This is a genomic window from Streptomyces sp. NBC_00654 (genome assembly GCF_026341775.1).
In the GTDB taxonomy this organism is placed as follows: Bacteria; Actinomycetota; Actinomycetes; order Streptomycetales; family Streptomycetaceae; genus Streptomyces.
The window spans coordinates 2,236,597-2,253,174 of record NZ_JAPEOB010000002.1 but is presented as its reverse complement, the minus strand read 5'-3'; the positions used below and the strand labels follow the sequence as shown (position 1 = coordinate 2,253,174).

The 16,578-nt window shown below is 72.3% G+C and carries 11 protein-coding genes; 5 read left to right on the top strand and 6 right to left on the bottom strand.

Features of this window, described 5'->3' with window-relative positions; all coding sequences use genetic code 11:
• Positions 1–9: 9 nt before the first annotated feature.
• Positions 10–810 carry a site-2 protease family protein gene (locus OHA98_RS30230; RefSeq protein ID WP_266930151.1) on the bottom strand — a complete coding sequence of 267 codons (801 nt, stop codon included), beginning with the start codon at positions 808–810 and terminating at the stop codon, positions 10–12.
• Positions 811–1,027: 217 nt separating this feature from the next.
• Here OHA98_RS30230 and OHA98_RS30225 point away from each other — a divergent pair, with 217 nt between their 5' ends.
• A complete protein-coding gene (locus tag OHA98_RS30225) occupies positions 1,028–4,576 on the top strand; it encodes a BTAD domain-containing putative transcriptional regulator (protein ID WP_266930149.1) in 3,549 nt (1,182 codons plus the stop codon).
• Positions 4,577–4,646: 70 nt separating this feature from the next.
• On the opposite strand, the gene OHA98_RS30220 is transcribed toward OHA98_RS30225, so the two are convergent.
• The 3 genes from OHA98_RS30220 to panB all read right to left on the bottom strand — a co-directional run bounded on the left by OHA98_RS30220 (position 4,647) and on the right by panB (position 7,623).
• Positions 4,647–5,495, bottom strand: coding sequence for an ABC transporter permease (locus tag OHA98_RS30220; protein WP_266930147.1), 849 nt, complete (start codon positions 5,493–5,495; stop codon positions 4,647–4,649).
• Positions 5,492–6,505: an ATP-binding cassette domain-containing protein gene (locus OHA98_RS30215; protein ID WP_266930145.1), complete on the bottom strand. Its 1,014-nt coding sequence runs from the start codon at positions 6,503–6,505 to the stop codon at positions 5,492–5,494. Before OHA98_RS30215 ends, OHA98_RS30220 begins: the two co-directional genes overlap by 4 nt.
• A gap of 230 nt (positions 6,506–6,735) precedes the next feature.
• Positions 6,736–7,623 carry a 3-methyl-2-oxobutanoate hydroxymethyltransferase gene (gene panB, locus OHA98_RS30210; RefSeq protein ID WP_266930142.1) on the bottom strand — a complete coding sequence of 296 codons (888 nt, stop codon included), beginning with the start codon at positions 7,621–7,623 and terminating at the stop codon, positions 6,736–6,738.
• 172 nt (positions 7,624–7,795) lie between these two features.
• Here panB and OHA98_RS30205 point away from each other — a divergent pair, with 172 nt between their 5' ends.
• The 4 genes from OHA98_RS30205 (at position 7,796) to OHA98_RS30190 (ending at position 12,909) form a co-directional block, all read left to right on the top strand.
• Entirely contained in the window at positions 7,796–9,430 is a 1,635-nt protein-coding gene (locus OHA98_RS30205; protein ID WP_266930141.1) for an MFS transporter, read from the top strand.
• Between the two features lie 137 nt (positions 9,431–9,567).
• A complete protein-coding gene (locus tag OHA98_RS30200) occupies positions 9,568–10,338 on the top strand; it encodes a TetR/AcrR family transcriptional regulator (protein WP_266930139.1) in 771 nt (256 codons plus the stop codon).
• A 192-nt stretch (positions 10,339–10,530) separates the two neighbouring features.
• A complete protein-coding gene (locus tag OHA98_RS30195) occupies positions 10,531–11,553 on the top strand; it encodes an endonuclease/exonuclease/phosphatase family protein (protein ID WP_266930137.1) in 1,023 nt (340 codons plus the stop codon).
• A 135-nt stretch (positions 11,554–11,688) separates the two neighbouring features.
• Positions 11,689–12,909 (top strand): MFS transporter, encoded by a 1,221-nt coding sequence (locus tag OHA98_RS30190; RefSeq protein ID WP_266930135.1) that lies wholly within the window; start codon positions 11,689–11,691, stop codon positions 12,907–12,909.
• Between the two features lie 110 nt (positions 12,910–13,019).
• Here OHA98_RS30190 and OHA98_RS30185 read toward each other — a convergent pair whose 3' ends face one another.
• Both OHA98_RS30185 and OHA98_RS30180 read right to left on the bottom strand, forming a co-directional pair.
• On the bottom strand, positions 13,020–14,774 hold the full coding sequence (locus tag OHA98_RS30185; RefSeq protein ID WP_266930133.1) for an NAD+ synthase: 1,755 nt from the start codon (positions 14,772–14,774) through the stop codon (positions 13,020–13,022).
• A 125-nt stretch (positions 14,775–14,899) separates the two neighbouring features.
• Positions 14,900–16,513, bottom strand: coding sequence for a multicopper oxidase family protein (locus OHA98_RS30180; RefSeq protein WP_266930132.1), 1,614 nt, complete (start codon positions 16,511–16,513; stop codon positions 14,900–14,902).
• Positions 16,514–16,578: the final 65 nt, after the last annotated feature.

The window sequence follows — 16,578 nt, the reverse complement described above, 5'->3', positions numbered from 1 at the left end:
CGGGCCGCGCTACCCCGGAACTGTGCAGCGGGGGTCCTGCTCGCCCCAGAACTCCTGCCAGAAGCGGTAGGTGTCGAGGCCGCAGTACGTCTCGAAGTCGCTGACGCCCAGGCCCCGCAACAGCGCGTCGATCGCGTCGAAGAACGCGATGTTCACCTCGGGGATCCACAGGATGCCGAACACGGCGATCAGCCCGAACGGTGCGACCGGCTCGACCTGGCGGCGGATCCGGTACGAGAGCCAGGGCTCGATCACTCCGTAGCCGTCCAGCCCCGGAATCGGCACCGAGTTCAGGATCGCCGCGGTGACCTGGAGCATCGCGAGGAACGCCAGCGCGTACCGGAAGGCGGGCGGGACACCGTCCAGGGCGTCCAGCCAGAACGGTGCCGTGCAGACGACCGCGAACAGCACGTTGGTCAACGGGCCCGCCGCGGAGATCAGGCTGTGCTTCCAGCGGCCGGTGATCCGCCCCCGCTCGATGTAGACCGCGCCGCCGGGCAGCCCGATCCCGCCCATGATCACGAAGATGACCGGCAGCACGATGCTCAGCAGGGCATGGGTGTACTTGAGCGGGTTCAGGGTCAGATAACCCTTGTCCTCGACCGAGAGGTCCCCGCTGTGCAGCGCGGTGCGGGCGTGCGCGTACTCGTGCAGACAGAGCGAGACGATCCAGGCCCCGGTGACGAAGAGGAAGACCGCGAAACCGGCCTGCTCGGCGAAGCCCGTCCACACCGCCCAGCCCGAGACCGCGGTGACGGCGACGATCCCGAGGAAGATCGGGCTGATCCCTTGGCGTCCGGTGCGGGGCATGGGGTGAGTTTAAGGGCCGTCCCGCGATCCCTGGCGGGCGCGCGACGACAGGTGCGGCACCTCGCCGCGTGGTCGGAACGTCCGCGTACATCCGGGGTGACGTTCCGTCGCCTCCGGCGGGCCGGCCGACGCGGGACCCTCGCACATGGCGGGGCCGCGGCAGGCCGTGGTGGTGGGTGCCGCGTTTTTCCCGGGGTCCGTCGCGGAGAATGGGTCCGTGCGTTACTGCATCCTCGGCACCACCCAGGCACTCCGCGACGACGGCACGGCCGTCGCCCTCGGCGGGGCGCGGCTGCGCGCCCTGCTCACCGTCCTCGCGCTGAGCCCCGGTCGTGCGGTCCCGGCCGGGGTGCTCGTCGACGAGGTGTGGGACGGCGATCCGCCCGCCGACGCGGTGGGCGCCCTGCAGGCCCTCGTGGGACGGCTGCGGCGTGCGCTCGGCCGGGCGGCCGTCGGGTCGGTGGACGGCGGCTACCGGCTCACCGCCGCCCCGGACGCCGTGGACCTGCACCGATTCGAGCGGCTCGCCGGGGAGGGGGCCCGCGCCCTGGAACAGGGGGACGCCGCCGGGGCCGCCGCCCTGCTGGACGAGGCCCTCGCCCTGTGGCGCGGCCCTGCCCTCGCCGATCTGCCGGACCGGGCCGCCGCCGCGTCCCGGTGGGAGGCCCGCAGGCTCGACGCGCGGCGGACCGGGTTCGCCGCGGCCCTCGCGCTGGGCCGGGCGGAGGCGGCACTGCCCGACCTGGCCGCCCTCTGCGAGGACCACCCGCTCGACGAACCGCTCCAGGCCCTGCGGATCAGGGCCCTGCGCGACGCGGGCCGCACGGCGCAGGCGCTGGCGGCGTACGAGAAGGTGCGTACGGTGCTCGCCGACCGCCTGGGCACCGATCCCGGGCCCGGACTGCGCGCTCTGTACGGGGAGTTGCTGCACCGGACCGGGGCGGGCGCCCCGCTGGCGCACCCGGTGCCCGAGGGGAGGCCGGCCCCGCAGCTGCCCCCGGCCCCGGTGCCTTCCGACGTCGCGCCCCAGCCGCTTTCCGGGTCAGCCGGGCCCGCCGGGAACCTGCGGGCCCGGCTGACCAGCTTCGTCGGCCGCGAGAGCGACATCGCCTCCCTGCGCGAGGACCTCACCCGTACCCGGCTGATCACCCTCCTCGGGCCCGGCGGCGCGGGCAAGACCCGGCTCTCCCAGGAGGTGGCGGAGGCGGCCGCGGCGGCGTGGCCGGACGGTGTCTGGATGGCCGAGCTGGCCCCCGTGGACGACCCGGACACCGTTGCCGAGGCCGTGCTCACCGCGCTCGGCGCCCGCGAGACCGTGCTGCGCGGTGCCGGTGCGGAGGAGCTGAGGGCCGCCGAGCGCGGTGCCGGGGACCCCCTCGTACGGCTCACCGAACACTGTTCCCGGCGCCGCATGCTGCTGCTCCTGGACAACTGCGAGCACGTCGTCGAGGCCGCCGCCGTACTCGCCGACCACCTTCTCGCCCACTGCCCGCAGCTCACCGTTCTGGCGACCAGCCGCGAACCGCTCGGCGTACCGGGCGAGTTCGTCCGGCCCGTCGACCCGCTGCCCGACCCGATGGCGCTGCGCCTGCTCGCTGACCGGGGGAGTGCCGCCAGCCCCGGCTTCCGGACCGACGCGGACGAGGAGACCGCGGCGGCCTGTGCCGAGATCTGCCACCGGCTCGACGGGCTGCCGCTCGCCATCGAACTGGCCGCGGCCCGGCTGCGGATGCTCACCCCGCGCCAGATCGCCGACCGGCTGGACGACCGTTTCCGGCTGCTGACCAACGGCAGCCGCACCGTGCTGCCGCGCCAGCAGACCCTGCGCGCCGTCGTCGACTGGTCGTGGGACCTGCTGGACTCCGCCGAGCGTGCCGTCCTGCGCCGGCTCTCGGTGTTCGCGGGCGGCTGTGCGCTCGACGCGGCCGAGGAGGTCTGCGCACATCCCGCCGTACGCGGCCACGGCACAGCAGGCACCGCGGCCACAGCAGGCACCGGAACCACTGGCGGTGCCGGAGCCACCGCCGGCACCGAAGGGGCTGACGGCGTCGGAGCTGCCGACGGCACCGCGGGCACCGGCGCCACCGCGGGCACCGACGCCGCCGCACCCGCCGATGAGACCCCCGTCGACTCCCGGGACGTAGCCGCGCTCCTCGGCTCCCTCGTCGACAAGTCGCTCGTCGTCGCCGCGCCCGGCGGTGACGGAGCCATGCGCTACCGGCTCCTGGAGACGGTGGGCGAGTACGCCTCCGAGCGCCTCGACGAGGCGGGCGAGCGGACCGCCGTCGAGCGACGGCATCTGGTGCACTACCGGGAACTGGCGCGGATCGCCGGGCCGGAACTGCGCGGTGCCGGACAGCGGGCCGCCATCGACCGCCTTCAGCGCGAGTACGAGAATCTGCGCAGCGTGCTGCGCCGGGCCGTGGCCACCCGGGACGAGCACGAAGCGCTCTGTCTCGTCCTCTCGCTGGCCTGGTACTGGCTGATGCGCGATCTGCGCGCCGAGGCCCGCCACTGGGCCGACGCGGCCGCCGCGCTGGGCCCCGACCCGTTCGCCCCGCCGGGCACGCCCGTCCCCGCGCTCCTGCGGTCGGCCACCGACCTGCCGCCGCCGATGGAACCCGAGCAGCTCCAGGAGGCGCGGCGGGGCGTGGGGCTCATCCAGCTGGCCTGCATGGACCACGCGGAGGACCTGTGGATGCGCGACGACAACCTGGAACGGCTGCGGGTGATCGCGAGCACCTACCGGACGGGTCTGCCGCAGACCTGCCGTACACCGGGCTCGCTCTGGGTGTACGCCGTCATGCTGTCCGGTGAGGTCGACCAGCTCCGTGAGGTGATGGACGGGACCGTTCTGGCCTGCCGGGAGTTCGGTTATGTGTGGGAGCTGGCCGCCGCGCTCCAGACGCGGGCCAACTTCCTGGCCAACCATCCCGCGTCGGTGGACCGGGCCCGGCAGGACGCCGACGAGAGCCTGGAGATCTTCGTCCGGCTCGGCGACGCCTGGGGCGCCGCCGAAGCGCTCTCCTCCCGGGGCGAGGCCCATGAGCGGGCGGGTGACTTCGTCCGTGCCGCCGAGGACTTCTGCTCCGCCGTCGGCTACGCCGAACAGCTCGGCGCCCAGTCCCAGGTCGCGCTGTTGCGGGCCCGGTACGCGGCCGTCCTGTCCGAGACGGGCCGGAACGAGGAGGCGGAGGCCATCCTGCGTGAGGTCATCGAGGAGGGACAGCACTCGGGGAGCGAGGCGACCCCGGCCGCCCGGATGCATCTGGGGCTGTTGCTGGGGGAGGCCGGGAGGATCAGCGAGGCCAGGGAACAACTCGACCTGCTGAGCGCGGAGTTCAGCTCCGAAACCGTGGAGATCTTCGGTGGGTTCGTGCTCGGGGTGGTGGCCTGGCTGGACAACCTGGAGGGCGATCACTCCACGGCGCTGAAGCGCGCCCTGCAGGCCCTGGAAAGGTCACGGGACCGGCTGTCGCGGATGGTGGCGCCGCAGATGACGTCCGTTCATCTGGTCGCGGTCGCCTGGGCGCTCGGCGGGGCGGGCGGCGAGCGGGGCGCCCGCGACGCCGCGCGGGTGCTCGGCCTGCAGGCCGCGCTGCTGCCCGAGGGCCAGGTGTCGAGGGCGATGGAGCGGCGGAATCTGGCCCGTGCCGAGTCGATCGCTCGCGCCGCACTCGGTGACGCCGCCTATGAGCGGGCGTACGCCGAGGGCGGCGACCTCACGCTGGAGGAGGTCACCGCCCTGGCGGAGGCGTACCGCTGAGGTCGTCCGTCCGGATCGGACCCGCCCCGGGACGCCAGGTCCGCCCCCGGGCAGCAGGCCCGCGCCGGGATCAGGTCTTCCTGCGGAACCTGGACACCGCGAGGGGGGCCACCACCAGTGTGATCGCGGCCGCCCAGCCCAGCGTCACCCACACCGAGTGGGCGACGGGTCCGCCCATCATCAGACCGCGCGCGGCGTCCGCCAGGTTGGACAGCGGGTTGTACTCGGTGAACGTCTGCAGCCAGCCGGGCATCGTCTGCGTCGGGGCGAAGATCGAGGAGCCGAACTGGAGGGGCATCAGCACGAGCATCCCCGTTCCCTGAACCGCCTGGGCCGTCTTCATGGAGAGCCCGAGCAGGATGAAGATCCACATGATGGCGGCGCCGAACACCGCCGACAGCGCGATCGCCGCGATCAGCCCGAGCACCGAGGTCCCCAGCTCCATGCCGAGCGCGAACCCCATGGCCAGCAGGATGAACGTGGCGACCATCATCCGGCCCAGCTCGACCACGATCTTCGCTATGAGGACCGAGGAACGGGCGATCGGCATCGTCCGGAACCGGTCCATGACGCCCTTGCGGAAGTCGTCGTTGACACCGGTGCCGACCGCGGAGGCGATGCTCATGCCCATCATCGCCATCAGGCCGGGGATCAGGTAGTTCAGATAGTCCTGCCGGTCGCCGCCCAGGCTGCCGCCGACCGAGCCGCCGAAGACGTACACGAAGAGCAGCGTGAAGATGATGGGCATCAGGACCGCGTCGAACATCGACTCCGGGTCCTTCTTGATCTGGAGCAGATTGCGCCGCACCAGGGCCCCGATGTGCCGCAGATTGGCCCGCGGGCCGATCCGGCCCTCGCCGGGAAGTGCCTTCGGCGGTACGGACCCGGTGGGCGTGGGTGTCAGAGTCGCCGTGCTCATGCCGCGACCTCCTCGGGGATCGTGTCGGTCACCGACGGGGACTTCTCACCGGTGATGGCGAGGAACACCTCGTCCAGGCTGGGCAGTGCGGTGGCCACATGGGCGAGGGGGAACCCCCGGGTGCCCAGCAGCCCTATGACGGCGGTGAGCTGCTCGTCGCTGAGGATCGGCACGAGCAGCAGCCCCTCGTCCGGTACGGCCTGCGCGCCCGCGATCCCGTCGAGTCCGGCCTCCCTGAGCGCCTGGGCCATCGCGGCCAGCCGCGCCGGGTCCGAGGGCCGGATCTGGAGGGTGCGGCCGCCGACCTTCGCCTTGAGCTCGTCCACCCCGCCGCGCGCGATGATCTTCCCGTGGTCGATGACCGTCAGTTCGTCGGCGAGCTGCTCGGCCTCTTCCATGTACTGGGTGGTGAGCAGCACGGTCGCCCCCTCCGCGACCATGCGCCGCACCTCGTCCCAGACCTCGTTGCGGGTACGGGGGTCGAGACCCGTCGTCGGCTCGTCCAGATACAGGACGGCCGGGCTGCCGATCATGGAGGCGGCCAGGTCGAGCCGGCGCCGCATGCCCCCGGAGTACTCCATCGCGGGGCGCCGGGCGGCGGCGGTGAGCGAGAACCGCTCCAGCAGTTCGTCGGCGCGGGCACGGGCGCGCTTGCGCGGCAGGTCGAGGAGCCGCCCGATCATGTAGAGGTTCTCCCAGCCGGAGAGCTTCTCGTCGACCGAGGCGTACTGTCCGGTCAGCCCGATCCTGCGGCGCAGCTGCCGGGGCTGCCGCACCACGTCGTAGCCCGCCACGACGGCGTGCCCGGCATCGGGAAGGATCAGGGTCGAAAGGCAGCGTACGAGGGTGGTCTTGCCGGCGCCGTTGGGGCCGAGCACACCGAGCACGGTGCCCTCGCCCACATCGAGATCCACGCCGTCCAGCGCTCTGGTCGATCCGTAGTGCTTGACCAGCCCCCGTACCTCGACGGCGTTCCCGCCGTGCCTGAGGTTGTTGTCGATTCGCGTCATGTCCCCATGGGACCAGCCGCCACCGACAGCCCACCGACAGCCCACCGACAGCCCACCGACAGCCCCGGCGGCCGGGGGGTGACAGGGCGACAGCCCGCCGATGGGGGATGTCGGCGGGCTGTCGGTGGTGCGGGAAATGGTCCGCGGGAGGTGCAGTCCCAGGGTGTGCCGGAAGTAGCGCCGTCCGCCCGAAGGGCGTCACGAGCAGGGCGGGACTCTCGGCATACGCCCTAGTGGAACGTGTGCTCGGGCGCCGGGAACGAGCCGCCCACGACCTCGTCGGCGAACTCCTTCGCCGCGTCACCGAGCACCTTGCGCAGGTCGGCGTACTGCTTGGTGAAGCGCGGCACCTTGCCGCCGGTCAGGCCGACCATGTCGGTGTAGACCAGCACCTGGGCGTCCGTGTCGGGCCCGGCCCCGATGCCGACGGTCGGGATGTGCAGGGTGCGGGTGACCTCGGCGGCCAGCTCGGCCGGTACGAGTTCCAGCACGACGGCGAACGCGCCCGCGTCCTGCACCGCCTTCGCGTCGCGCAGCAGTTGCTGTGCGGCCTCCTCGCCGCGGCCCTGCACCCGGTAGCCCATCGCGTTGACGGACTGCGGGGTCAGACCGATGTGGGCCATGACCGGGATGCCGGACTCGACCAGCAGCCGGATCTGCTCGTGGGAACGCTCGCCGCCCTCCAGCTTGACCGCGCCGACCCCGGACTCCTTGATCAGCCGGGTGGCGTTGCGCAGGGCCTGGACGGGGCCTTCCTGGTACGAGCCGAAGGGGAGGTCGGCGACGATCAGGGCCCGCCTGGTGCCCCGGACGACGGCGGCGGACAGCATGGCGATCTCGTCCATCGTGACGGGCACGGTGGTCTCGTAGCCGAGGTGGCAGTTGCCCATGGAGTCCCCGACGAGCATGACCGGGATGCCGGCCTCGTCGAAGACGGACGCGGTCATCGCGTCGTATGCGGTGAGCATGGGCCACTTCTCGCCGCGCTCGGTGGCGGCGGCGATGCTGTGGACGGTGATGCGGCGGGTGCTCGTGCCTCCGTACAGCGCTTTGCTGCTGTCGGCGGTGGGACCCGCGGGGGATGGGGCGGAATGATTCTGCGCAGCCTGAAGCGACATGGCGAAACGGCTCCTTCGTCATCTCGAGGCGCCCTTACGGCGTCCCCGGATCCCCTCCATGGTGGCATCCCCGCGCGGCCGGCGGGAAGTGGGCCCGCACGAGTCGTCGAGGAGGGTAAAGACTTATCAATACGAGACGGTGTCGTATCGAAAGTGGGTTAGGGTCGGGGGCATGTCCATACCGACCGGCGCTCCCGCCGCCGTGCCCCGTGTCCCCGAGGCGATCCACCGCCGCCGCTGGGCGATCCTCACCGTTCTCATGTTCAGCCTGCTCATCGTGGTGCTGGACAACTCGATCCTGAATGTCGCGGTCAAGACGATCGCGAGCCCCGCCCCGACCGGGATCGGCGCCACCCAGAGCGAGCTGGAGTGGGCGATCAACTCCTACACGCTCGTCTTCGCGGGGCTGCTCTTCACCGCCGGTCTGCTCGGTGACCGCATCGGCCGAAAGAAGGTCCTCCTCTTCGGCATCCTCGTCTTCGGCATCGGCTCCGGGCTGGCCGCGCTCTCCTCCTCGCCCGCCGAACTCATCACCTGGCGCGCCCTGATGGGCTTCGGCGCGGCGTTCGTGATGCCCGCCACGCTCGCCGTCCTGATGAACGTCTTCGAGCGCGACGAGCAGCCCAAGGCCATCGGCATCTGGGCGGGCAGCGTGGGCCTCGGCATCGCCATCGGCCCCATCACCGGGGGGCTGCTGCTGGAGCACTTCTGGTGGGGCTCGATCTTCCTGGTCAACGTGCCCGTGGTGGTCGTCGCGCTGGTCGCGATGGTGCTGCTCGTACCGGACTCCCGGGATCCGAAGCCCGGCAAGGTCGACCCGCTGGGCGTCGTGCTCTCCATCGTCGGCCTGGTCCTGCTGGTGTACGGCATCATCCGCGGCGGCGAACTCGCCGACTTCACCGACACCACGGTGCTGGTCTCCACCATCGGCGGCCTCGTCGTGCTGGCCGGGTTCGTCTGGCACGAGAAGCGCAGCAGCCATCCGGCCATCGACATCACGTACTTCAGGAAGCCCGCCTTCTCCGCCGCCGTGGCCGCCATCGCCCTGGTCTTCTTCGCGCTGATGGGGGTGACCTTCTTCTCCGCGTTCTATCTCCAGAGCGTGCGCGGATACAGCGCGCTGGAGTCCGGGCTGCTGATCGTGCCGCTCGCCGCCGCGCAGATCATCTTCGCGCCGCGTGCCCGGCTGGTCGTCGACCGCTTCGGCGCCCGCGCCGTCTGCACGGTGGGCATGCTGCTGGTCGCGGGCGGGCTCGCCGCGTTCGCCCTGTTCGACGCCGGTACGCCGGTCTGGGTGATGTGCCTGGTCTTCTTCGCCCAGGGCACCGGCATGGCGCACATCATGCCGCCGGTCACCGTCGCCGTGATGCAGGCGCTGCCCCGGGAGAAGGCCGGTTCCGGCTCGGCGATCAACAACACCTTCCGTCAGGTCGGCGGGGCGCTCGGCGTCGCGGTGCTCGGCTCGGTGCTGTCCACCGTCTACCGGGGTGACATCGAAGGGCATCTCGCCGGGGTCCCGGCCGGGGTCAGGGACGTCGCGGGCGAGTCGATCGAGGCCACGCTGGGCGTCGCCGCCGGGCTCGGCCCGGCCGGCAAGCCGCTCGTCGCCGCGGCCAACGACGCGTTCATCGGCGCCATGCATGTGACCGCCCTCGGATCGGCGGCGGTCGCGCTGATCGGCGCGCTGGTGGTCGGACTGTTCCTGCCGGGCAGGCCCCCGGTCCGCGGGGACGGCACGGCGGGACCGGCCGCCGGCTCCGGTCCCGATCAGGAGCCGGTGCTGGAAGGCAGGACGGCAGGCCGGTAACCCCGGCAGCGGGCCGGGGCCGACGGCCGGAAGCCGCCCCCATGGGGTGACTCTCCGGCCGTCGGTCGTCCCGCACACTCCGGGTCGGCGAGAATCGTGGCGACGGCAGGACAGCGCGGCGAGAGGCGGATTTCCAGGTGCCGGAACAGGATCGGGCGGGTCGCACGGACCACGCGGACCCCGTGGACCATGAGGGGCACGAGGGCCGCACGGGTCCCGTGGACCACGAGGACGACACGGATCACGGGCAGGACCGCCACGACGCCGGCCGGGCGCCGGGCTGCGGCGGCGCCGGCCGTGCGCAGGATCCGGAACCCCGCCGTGGCCGCCCCCGCAGCGCCGCGGCCGAACGGGCCATCCTGGACGCCGTCATCGGGCTCCTGGAGGCCGGGGAGCCCCTGGCCGGCCTGTCCATCGAGCGCATCGCCCGCACCGCGGGGGTCGGCAAGGCCACCATCTACCGGCGCTGGAGCGGCAAGGAGGAGCTCTTCGTCGACGTCCTGCGCGACATGGAGCCCGCCGACGCCGTCGTCTCCGGCACCGCCGGACTCGACGATCTGCGGGTGCTCCTGGAGACACTGCGGACCCGCGGCCTCGCGCAGCGGTCCTCGGTCCTTCTGCACAACGTCTTCGCCCAGATGAAGAGCCACCCCAAGCTGTGGTCCGAATACCAGGGCACGGTGATCGCACCGCGCCGGGTCGCGATGCTGGCGGCGGTGCGGCGCGCGGTGGACGCGGGCGAGCTCCGGGACGACATCGATGTGGAACTGATCGACGATCTGTTCCTCGGCCCGATGCTCGTACGCACCGTCCACCGCCCCGACGCCGCGCTGCCGGAGGACCTGGCCGACCGCATCATCCGGGTGCTGCTCCAGGGACTTGCGCCGGAAGCCGCAGGCCAGAGCTGACACGCCGGGCCTTCGCCCGAGTATGCGTGTTCTGTCACAAGGGCCTGCGGCCCGGCTCCGGCCGGAACCCGCGGTCCCGGCCCGTTCGTCCTGATCTCCGAACGGCCGCGGTCGGCGGCGGGAAAGAAGCCGCTCATCGCCTAGGGTCGAGAACGCGGCGACGGGCATGGCACGAGGCAGTGAGGACAGCGAATGGTGCAGGCGTACGGAGCGGACACCGGGAACGGCAACGCGGAATCGCAGCGCACCGGATCCCGCTTCCGGGGCCTGCGGGAGCGATGGACCGCCGACCGCGGAATGTGGCGGCGCGGCATCGTGCTGGCGGCCTGCTCGGTCTTCATCACCCTGGTGATGGTCTTCCACGCGCAGATCCCCAACTCGGTCGGCAACCTCGGCAGCCTCACCGAGACGTTCATGCCCTGCATGGTGCTCCTGGTTCCCGTGCTGCTGGTTCTGGGGCTGGTGCGGCGCTCGGCCACCGCGCTGATCGCCCTGCTCCTCCCGGTCGTGGTCTGGCTCAATCTGTTCGGCGGGCTGCTCACCGACAAGGTGGGCACCGGCGGCGACCTCACCGTCGCCACCCACAACGTCAACGCGGACAACCCCGACCCCGCGGGCACCGCCCAGCAGGTCGCCGGTTCCGGGGCGGACGTGGTGGCCCTCCAGGAACTGCCGGGCCGGCAGGTGGCGACGTACGAGAAGTCGCTCGCCGACCTCTACCCGTACCACTCGGTCCAGGGCACCGTCGGGCTGTGGAGCAAGTACCCGCTGAGCGAGACCCGCCCCGTGGACATCAAGATGGGCTGGACCCGGGCGATGCGCTCCACCGTCACCTCGCCGAGCGGGAAGGTCGCGGTGTACGTGGCCCACCTGCCGTCCGTGCGGGTCAAGCTGCACGCCGGGTTCACCGCCAACCAGCGCGACGACAGCGCCGACGCCCTGGGCGAGGCGATCGCCGACGAGCCGCTCGAACGGGTGGTGCTGCTCGGTGACCTCAACGGCACGATGAACGACCGTTCGCTGAACGGGGTCACCGCGCAGATGCGCTCCACCCAGGGGGCGGCGGGCGACGGCTTCGGGTTCAGCTGGCCCGCCTCGTTCCCGATGGCGCGGATCGACCAGATCATGGTGAAGGGCGTCGAGCCGATGTCCTCATGGACGCTCTCGGCGACCGACAGCGACCATCTCCCGATCGCCGCCCGCGTCGAACTCTGACGCAACGGTCCGTTCACCTCGCGGCACACCACCTCTGCGAGAATTTGTTCCGGCTGCTTGCACAAGGTCGGGCGGCGCGGTCGCGCCCGTGGTGCCGAGCCGTTGCCCGGCACCGTGCGAAAGGTTCCTCCCCCCATGCCCCTGGCCCTGCTCGCCCTGGCCGTGAGCGCCTTCGGCATAGGCACGACCGAGTTCGTCATGATGGGCCTGCTGCCCAATGTGGCGGACGACCTGGGAACGTCCGTGCCCACCGCCGGCCACCTGGTATCGGCGTACGCGATCGGTGTCGTCCTGGGTGCCCCGCTGCTCACCGGCCTCGGCTCCCGGGTTCCGCGCAAGCGGATGCTCCTGCTGCTGATGGCCCTGTTCACCGTCGGCAACCTGGCCTCGGCGCTGGCCCCCGACTTCGGCCTGCTGCTGGCCGGCCGGTTCCTCGCCGGGCTGCCGCACGGGGCGTTCTTCGGCGTCGGTGCGGTCGTCGCCGCCCGGCTGGTCCCCGAAGGACGCCGGGCGCGGGCCGTCGCGACGATGTTCCTCGGTCTCACGGTCGCCAACATCGTCGGCGTCCCGGCGGCCACCCTGCTCGGCCAGCACCTCGGCTGGCGGGCGACCTTCCTGGTCGTCACGGTGATCGGGCTCTGCGCGATGGCCGCCCTGGCCCGGCTCGTCCCCCGGATCCCGGTCGAGGCGCACCAGAACATCCGCCACGAACTGCGCGCCCTCGGCAACCGTCAGGTGCTGCTCGGGCTGCTCACCGCGGTCTTCGGCTTCGCGGGAGTCTTCGCCGTCTACTCCTACCTCTCGGCCATGACGACGAAGGCGATGGGCTTCGGCGAGTCCTCGGTGACCCTCGTCCTCGCCCTGTTCGGCATCGGCATGACCCTGGGCGCACTGGCGGCCGGACCGCTGACGGACCGGGCGCTGCGCCCCACGCTGTACGGATCGCTGGGCGCGCTCGCCGTGGTCCTGGCCGTGTTCCCGTTCGCCGTCCATGTGCGGTGGGCGGCGCTGGTGCTGGTGGTGCTGCTGGGCGGAGTGGGGTTCATGACGACCACGCCGCTCCAGATGCTCGTGATGAACAAGGCCAAGGACGCCCCCACCCTCGCCTCGGCCTCCAACCACTCCGCCTTCAACCTCGCCAACGCGGGCGGCGCGTGGCTCGGCGGTGCGGCCATCGCGGCGGGCTGGGGCTGGACGTCCCCGGCCCTGGTGGGCGCCGTGCCGGCCGTGATCGGCCTGGCGGTGGCGGTCACTGAGGGCCTGCTGGACCGGGCCCCGTCGCCCTCGCGCGTGATCGCGAGCGCCGACGCCGCCACCCGGCCCGCACCGGTCGCCTCACGCACGTCCGGCGACTGAGAGCGGAGCGGCCGCGGCGACGGTGAACGGGGCGGCCCGCGGCGACGGATAACGGAGCGGCCGCCGGAGGTCCGAGCCCTCCGGCGGCCGCCCCGGCCGTCGTCCCCGCGTCACTCCGACTCGCGCCACCGGTTCGTGATCGGCAGCCGCCGGTCCTTGCCGAAGCCCTTGGGCGAGATCTTCGTGCCCGGCGGGTACTGCCGCCGCTTGTACTCCGCGGTGTCCACCATCCGCAGCGTCCTCGCGACCAGCGCCGCGTCGAACCCGGCCGCCACGATCGCCTCCAGGCCCTGGTCCCGGTCGACGTACAGCTCCAGGATCCGGTCCAGTACGTCGTAGTCGGGCAGCGAGTCCGAGTCGACCTGGCCGGGCCGCAGCTCGGCGCTGGGCGGCTTGGTGATCGACGCCTCCGGGATCGGCGGGGTCTGCCCGCGCTCCTCGGCGGCCCGGTTGCGCCACTTGGCGAGCCGGAAGACGGAGGACTTGTACACGTCCTTGATCGGTCCGTACGCGCCGACGGCGTCGCCGTACAGCGTCGAGTAGCCGACCGCCAGCTCGGACTTGTTGCCCGGCGCGAGCACGATCTGGCCCTCCTGGTTGGAGATCGCCATCAGCATCGTGCCGCGCAGCCGCGCCTGGAGGTTCTCCTCGGCCAGACCGGTCAGCTCCAGCGACCCCATGTACGCGTCGAACATGGGCTCGATCGGTACGGTGCGGAAGTTCAGCCCGGTACGGCGGGCCAGCTCGGCCGCGTCGCCCTTGGAGTGGTCCGAGGAGTACTTCGACGGCATCGAGACGCCGTACACGTGCGACGCGCCGAGCGCGTCGCACGCGATGGCCGCGACCAGCGCCGAGTCGATGCCGCCGGAGAGCCCGATCAGCACGCTGCTGAACCCGTTCTTCGCGGCGTACGCGCGCAGCCCGACGACCAGCGCCGAGTAGATCTCCTCGTCGGCGTCGAGCCGCTCGGCGTAGCCGCCGGCCAGCTCCGGCTCGTACGGGGCGAGAGGATCCTCGGAGAGCACGACATGGTCGATCCGCAGCCCGTCGTCCACGACCCCGGACGGTGCCTCGGCCGCGGCGGCCGGCAGATCCAGATCGAGGATCACACTGCCCTCGGCGAACTGCGGGGCACGGGCGATGACCTCGCCCTGCTTGTCGACGACGATCGAGTCACCGTCGAAGACCAGCTCGTCCTGCCCGCCGATCATCGCCAGGTAGGCGGTGGTGCAGCCGGCCTCCTGGGCCCGCTTGCGGACCAGTTCGAGACGGGTGTCGTCCTTGTCCCGCTCGTACGGCGAGGCGTTGATCGACAGCAGCAGCCCGGCCCCGGCGGACCGGGCGGCCGGGACCCGGCCACCGTCCTGCCAGAGGTCCTCGCAGATCGCGAGGGCCACATCGACACCGTGCACCCGTACGACGGGCATCGAGTCGCCCCGCACGAAGTACCGGAACTCGTCGAAGACCCCGTAGTTGGGCAGGTGGTGCTTGGCGAAGTTCAGCGCGATCCGCCCGCGGTGCAGCACCGCGGCGGCGTTGCGCGGCGAGCCGGAGGGCTGGCCGAAGCGCGGCGCGGCCGACTCCGAGCGGTCGAGGTATCCGACGACGACCGGCAGTTCGCCGAAGCCCTCCGCGTCGAGACGCGCGGCGAGCGCGCGCAGCGCGTCCCGCGACGCCTCGACGAAGGACGACCGCAGGGCCAGGTCCTCGACGGGGTATCCGGTCAGCACCATCTCGGGGAAGGCCACCAGATGGGCGCCCTGCTCGGCGGCGTGCCGGGTCCAGTGGACGATCGCCTCGGCGTTGCCGGTGAGGTCACCGACGGTCGAGTCGATCTGATTCAGTGCGAGGCGTAGTTGAGGCACGCCGCCCAGTGTAATCGTCTTTCTGACGCGATGTCCTGGCGGGCCCGCGAGAAAACGTCGGGGCCCACCAGGAACGGGCCTCGTGGCCCATCAGGAACGGGCGTCGGGGCCCACCGTGAAGAGGCTCAGCGGCGGTAGCCGAGGACCGTCATCATGCCCGCCTCCGCGTGGTAGACGTTGTGGCAGTGCAGCATCCACAGCCCCGGGTTGTCGGCGTCGAAGTCCACGGTCAGCGAGCGGTGCGGCAGAACGATCGCGGTGTCCTTGCGGGCCCCGGCGGCGTTGCCGGCCATCGCGAAGGTGTGGCCGTGCAGATGCAGCGGATGCCACATCGCCGTCGCGTTGTCGAACACCAGCCGGATCCGTTCCCCGGCCTCGACCGGACGCCGCTGACCCGTGGTGTACGGCTTCGCGTCGAAGGCCCAGTCGTACGCGGCCATGCCGCCGGTGAGCCGGATGCGCAGGGTCCGGTCCGGCGCGCGGGCGGGCAGTGCCACCGACTCGTCCGGCACCAGCCGGCCCGCCTGCACCAGCTTCCCGTCCAGCTCCCGGGGCCGTACGGAGGCGGCGGGCGCGGCACCCCCGCCGGTCCGCAGCAGCGCCATCGCCGACGCCTTCTTGCCCTCGGCGAGCGCGGTCAGCGGGAACACCCCGTCCCCGGCGGTGACCAGTACGTCGTACCGCTCACCCATCCCGAGCAGCAGCGCGTCGGTGGTGGTGTGCCGGACCGGGAAGCCGTCGGTGTGCGTCACCGTCATCCGGTGACCGCCGAGCGCGACACGGAACGCGGTGTCGCCGCCCGCGTTGATGATCCGCAGCCGGATCCGGTCGCCGGGCCGCGCGGAGAAGGCGGACGGGTCCCGCGCGGTGCGCCCGTTGACCAGGTAGTGCGGATAGGCGACATCGCCCGCGTCGCCGCCGAGCAGCGGGCTGGTGGCGCCCATCATCATCCGCGAGGGCCCGCCGCCCTCGCCCTCGGAGGGCGTCTTCGACATGTCGTGCCCGCCGCCGTGGTCCATGCCGCCGTGCTCCGTACCGCCGTCCCCGGAGCCGCCGCCGTCTCCGGAGTCGTCGCCGCCCATGCCCCGGCGCAGCTCGGCCAGGACCGCGTCCGGGGTGGAGCCGTCGACCCCGTCGACCCAGTCGTCGAGGACGACGACCCACTCCTTGTCGTACGCGAGCGGCTCCTTCGGGTCCTCGACGATCAGCGGGGCGTACAGCCCGCGGTCCTGCTGGACGCCCGAGTGCGGATGGAACCAGTACGTCCCCGGGTGCGGCACCGCGAACCGGTAGGTGAAGTCCGCGCCCGGCGCGATGTCCCGCTGCGTCAGCCCGGGGACCCCGTCCATGTCGTTGCGCAGGGCCAGACCGTGCCAGTGCAGCGAGGTCGGCTGCGGCAGATGGTTGGCGAGGGTGAGCGCCAGGGTGTCACCGGCGGTGACCCGGACCTCGCGGCCGGGCAGCCGGTCCCCGTACGCCCAGGAGCTGACGGTGCGCCCGCCGCCCAGATCGAGGCGGGCGGGGGTGGCGGTGAGCGAGACCTTCCGTACGGGGCCGGAGCCCCGCTCGGCCTCGGCGGCGGCGACCTCCTTGCCGTCGGGCGACACGAAGAGGTCATCGGCCTTCGCGCCGGAGGACGGACCGGTCGGCGCGTCATCGGAACAGGCGGCCAGAACTCCGCTGCCGGCGACGGCGAGGGCGGCGCCGAGCACGGCGCGCCGGGTGGGCTTGGTGGGCATGACTGAGTGCACCTCAAGGCGAGATCGTGTGCTGGGTAAGGGGAGGGCGGAGGAGAGCGCCCGCT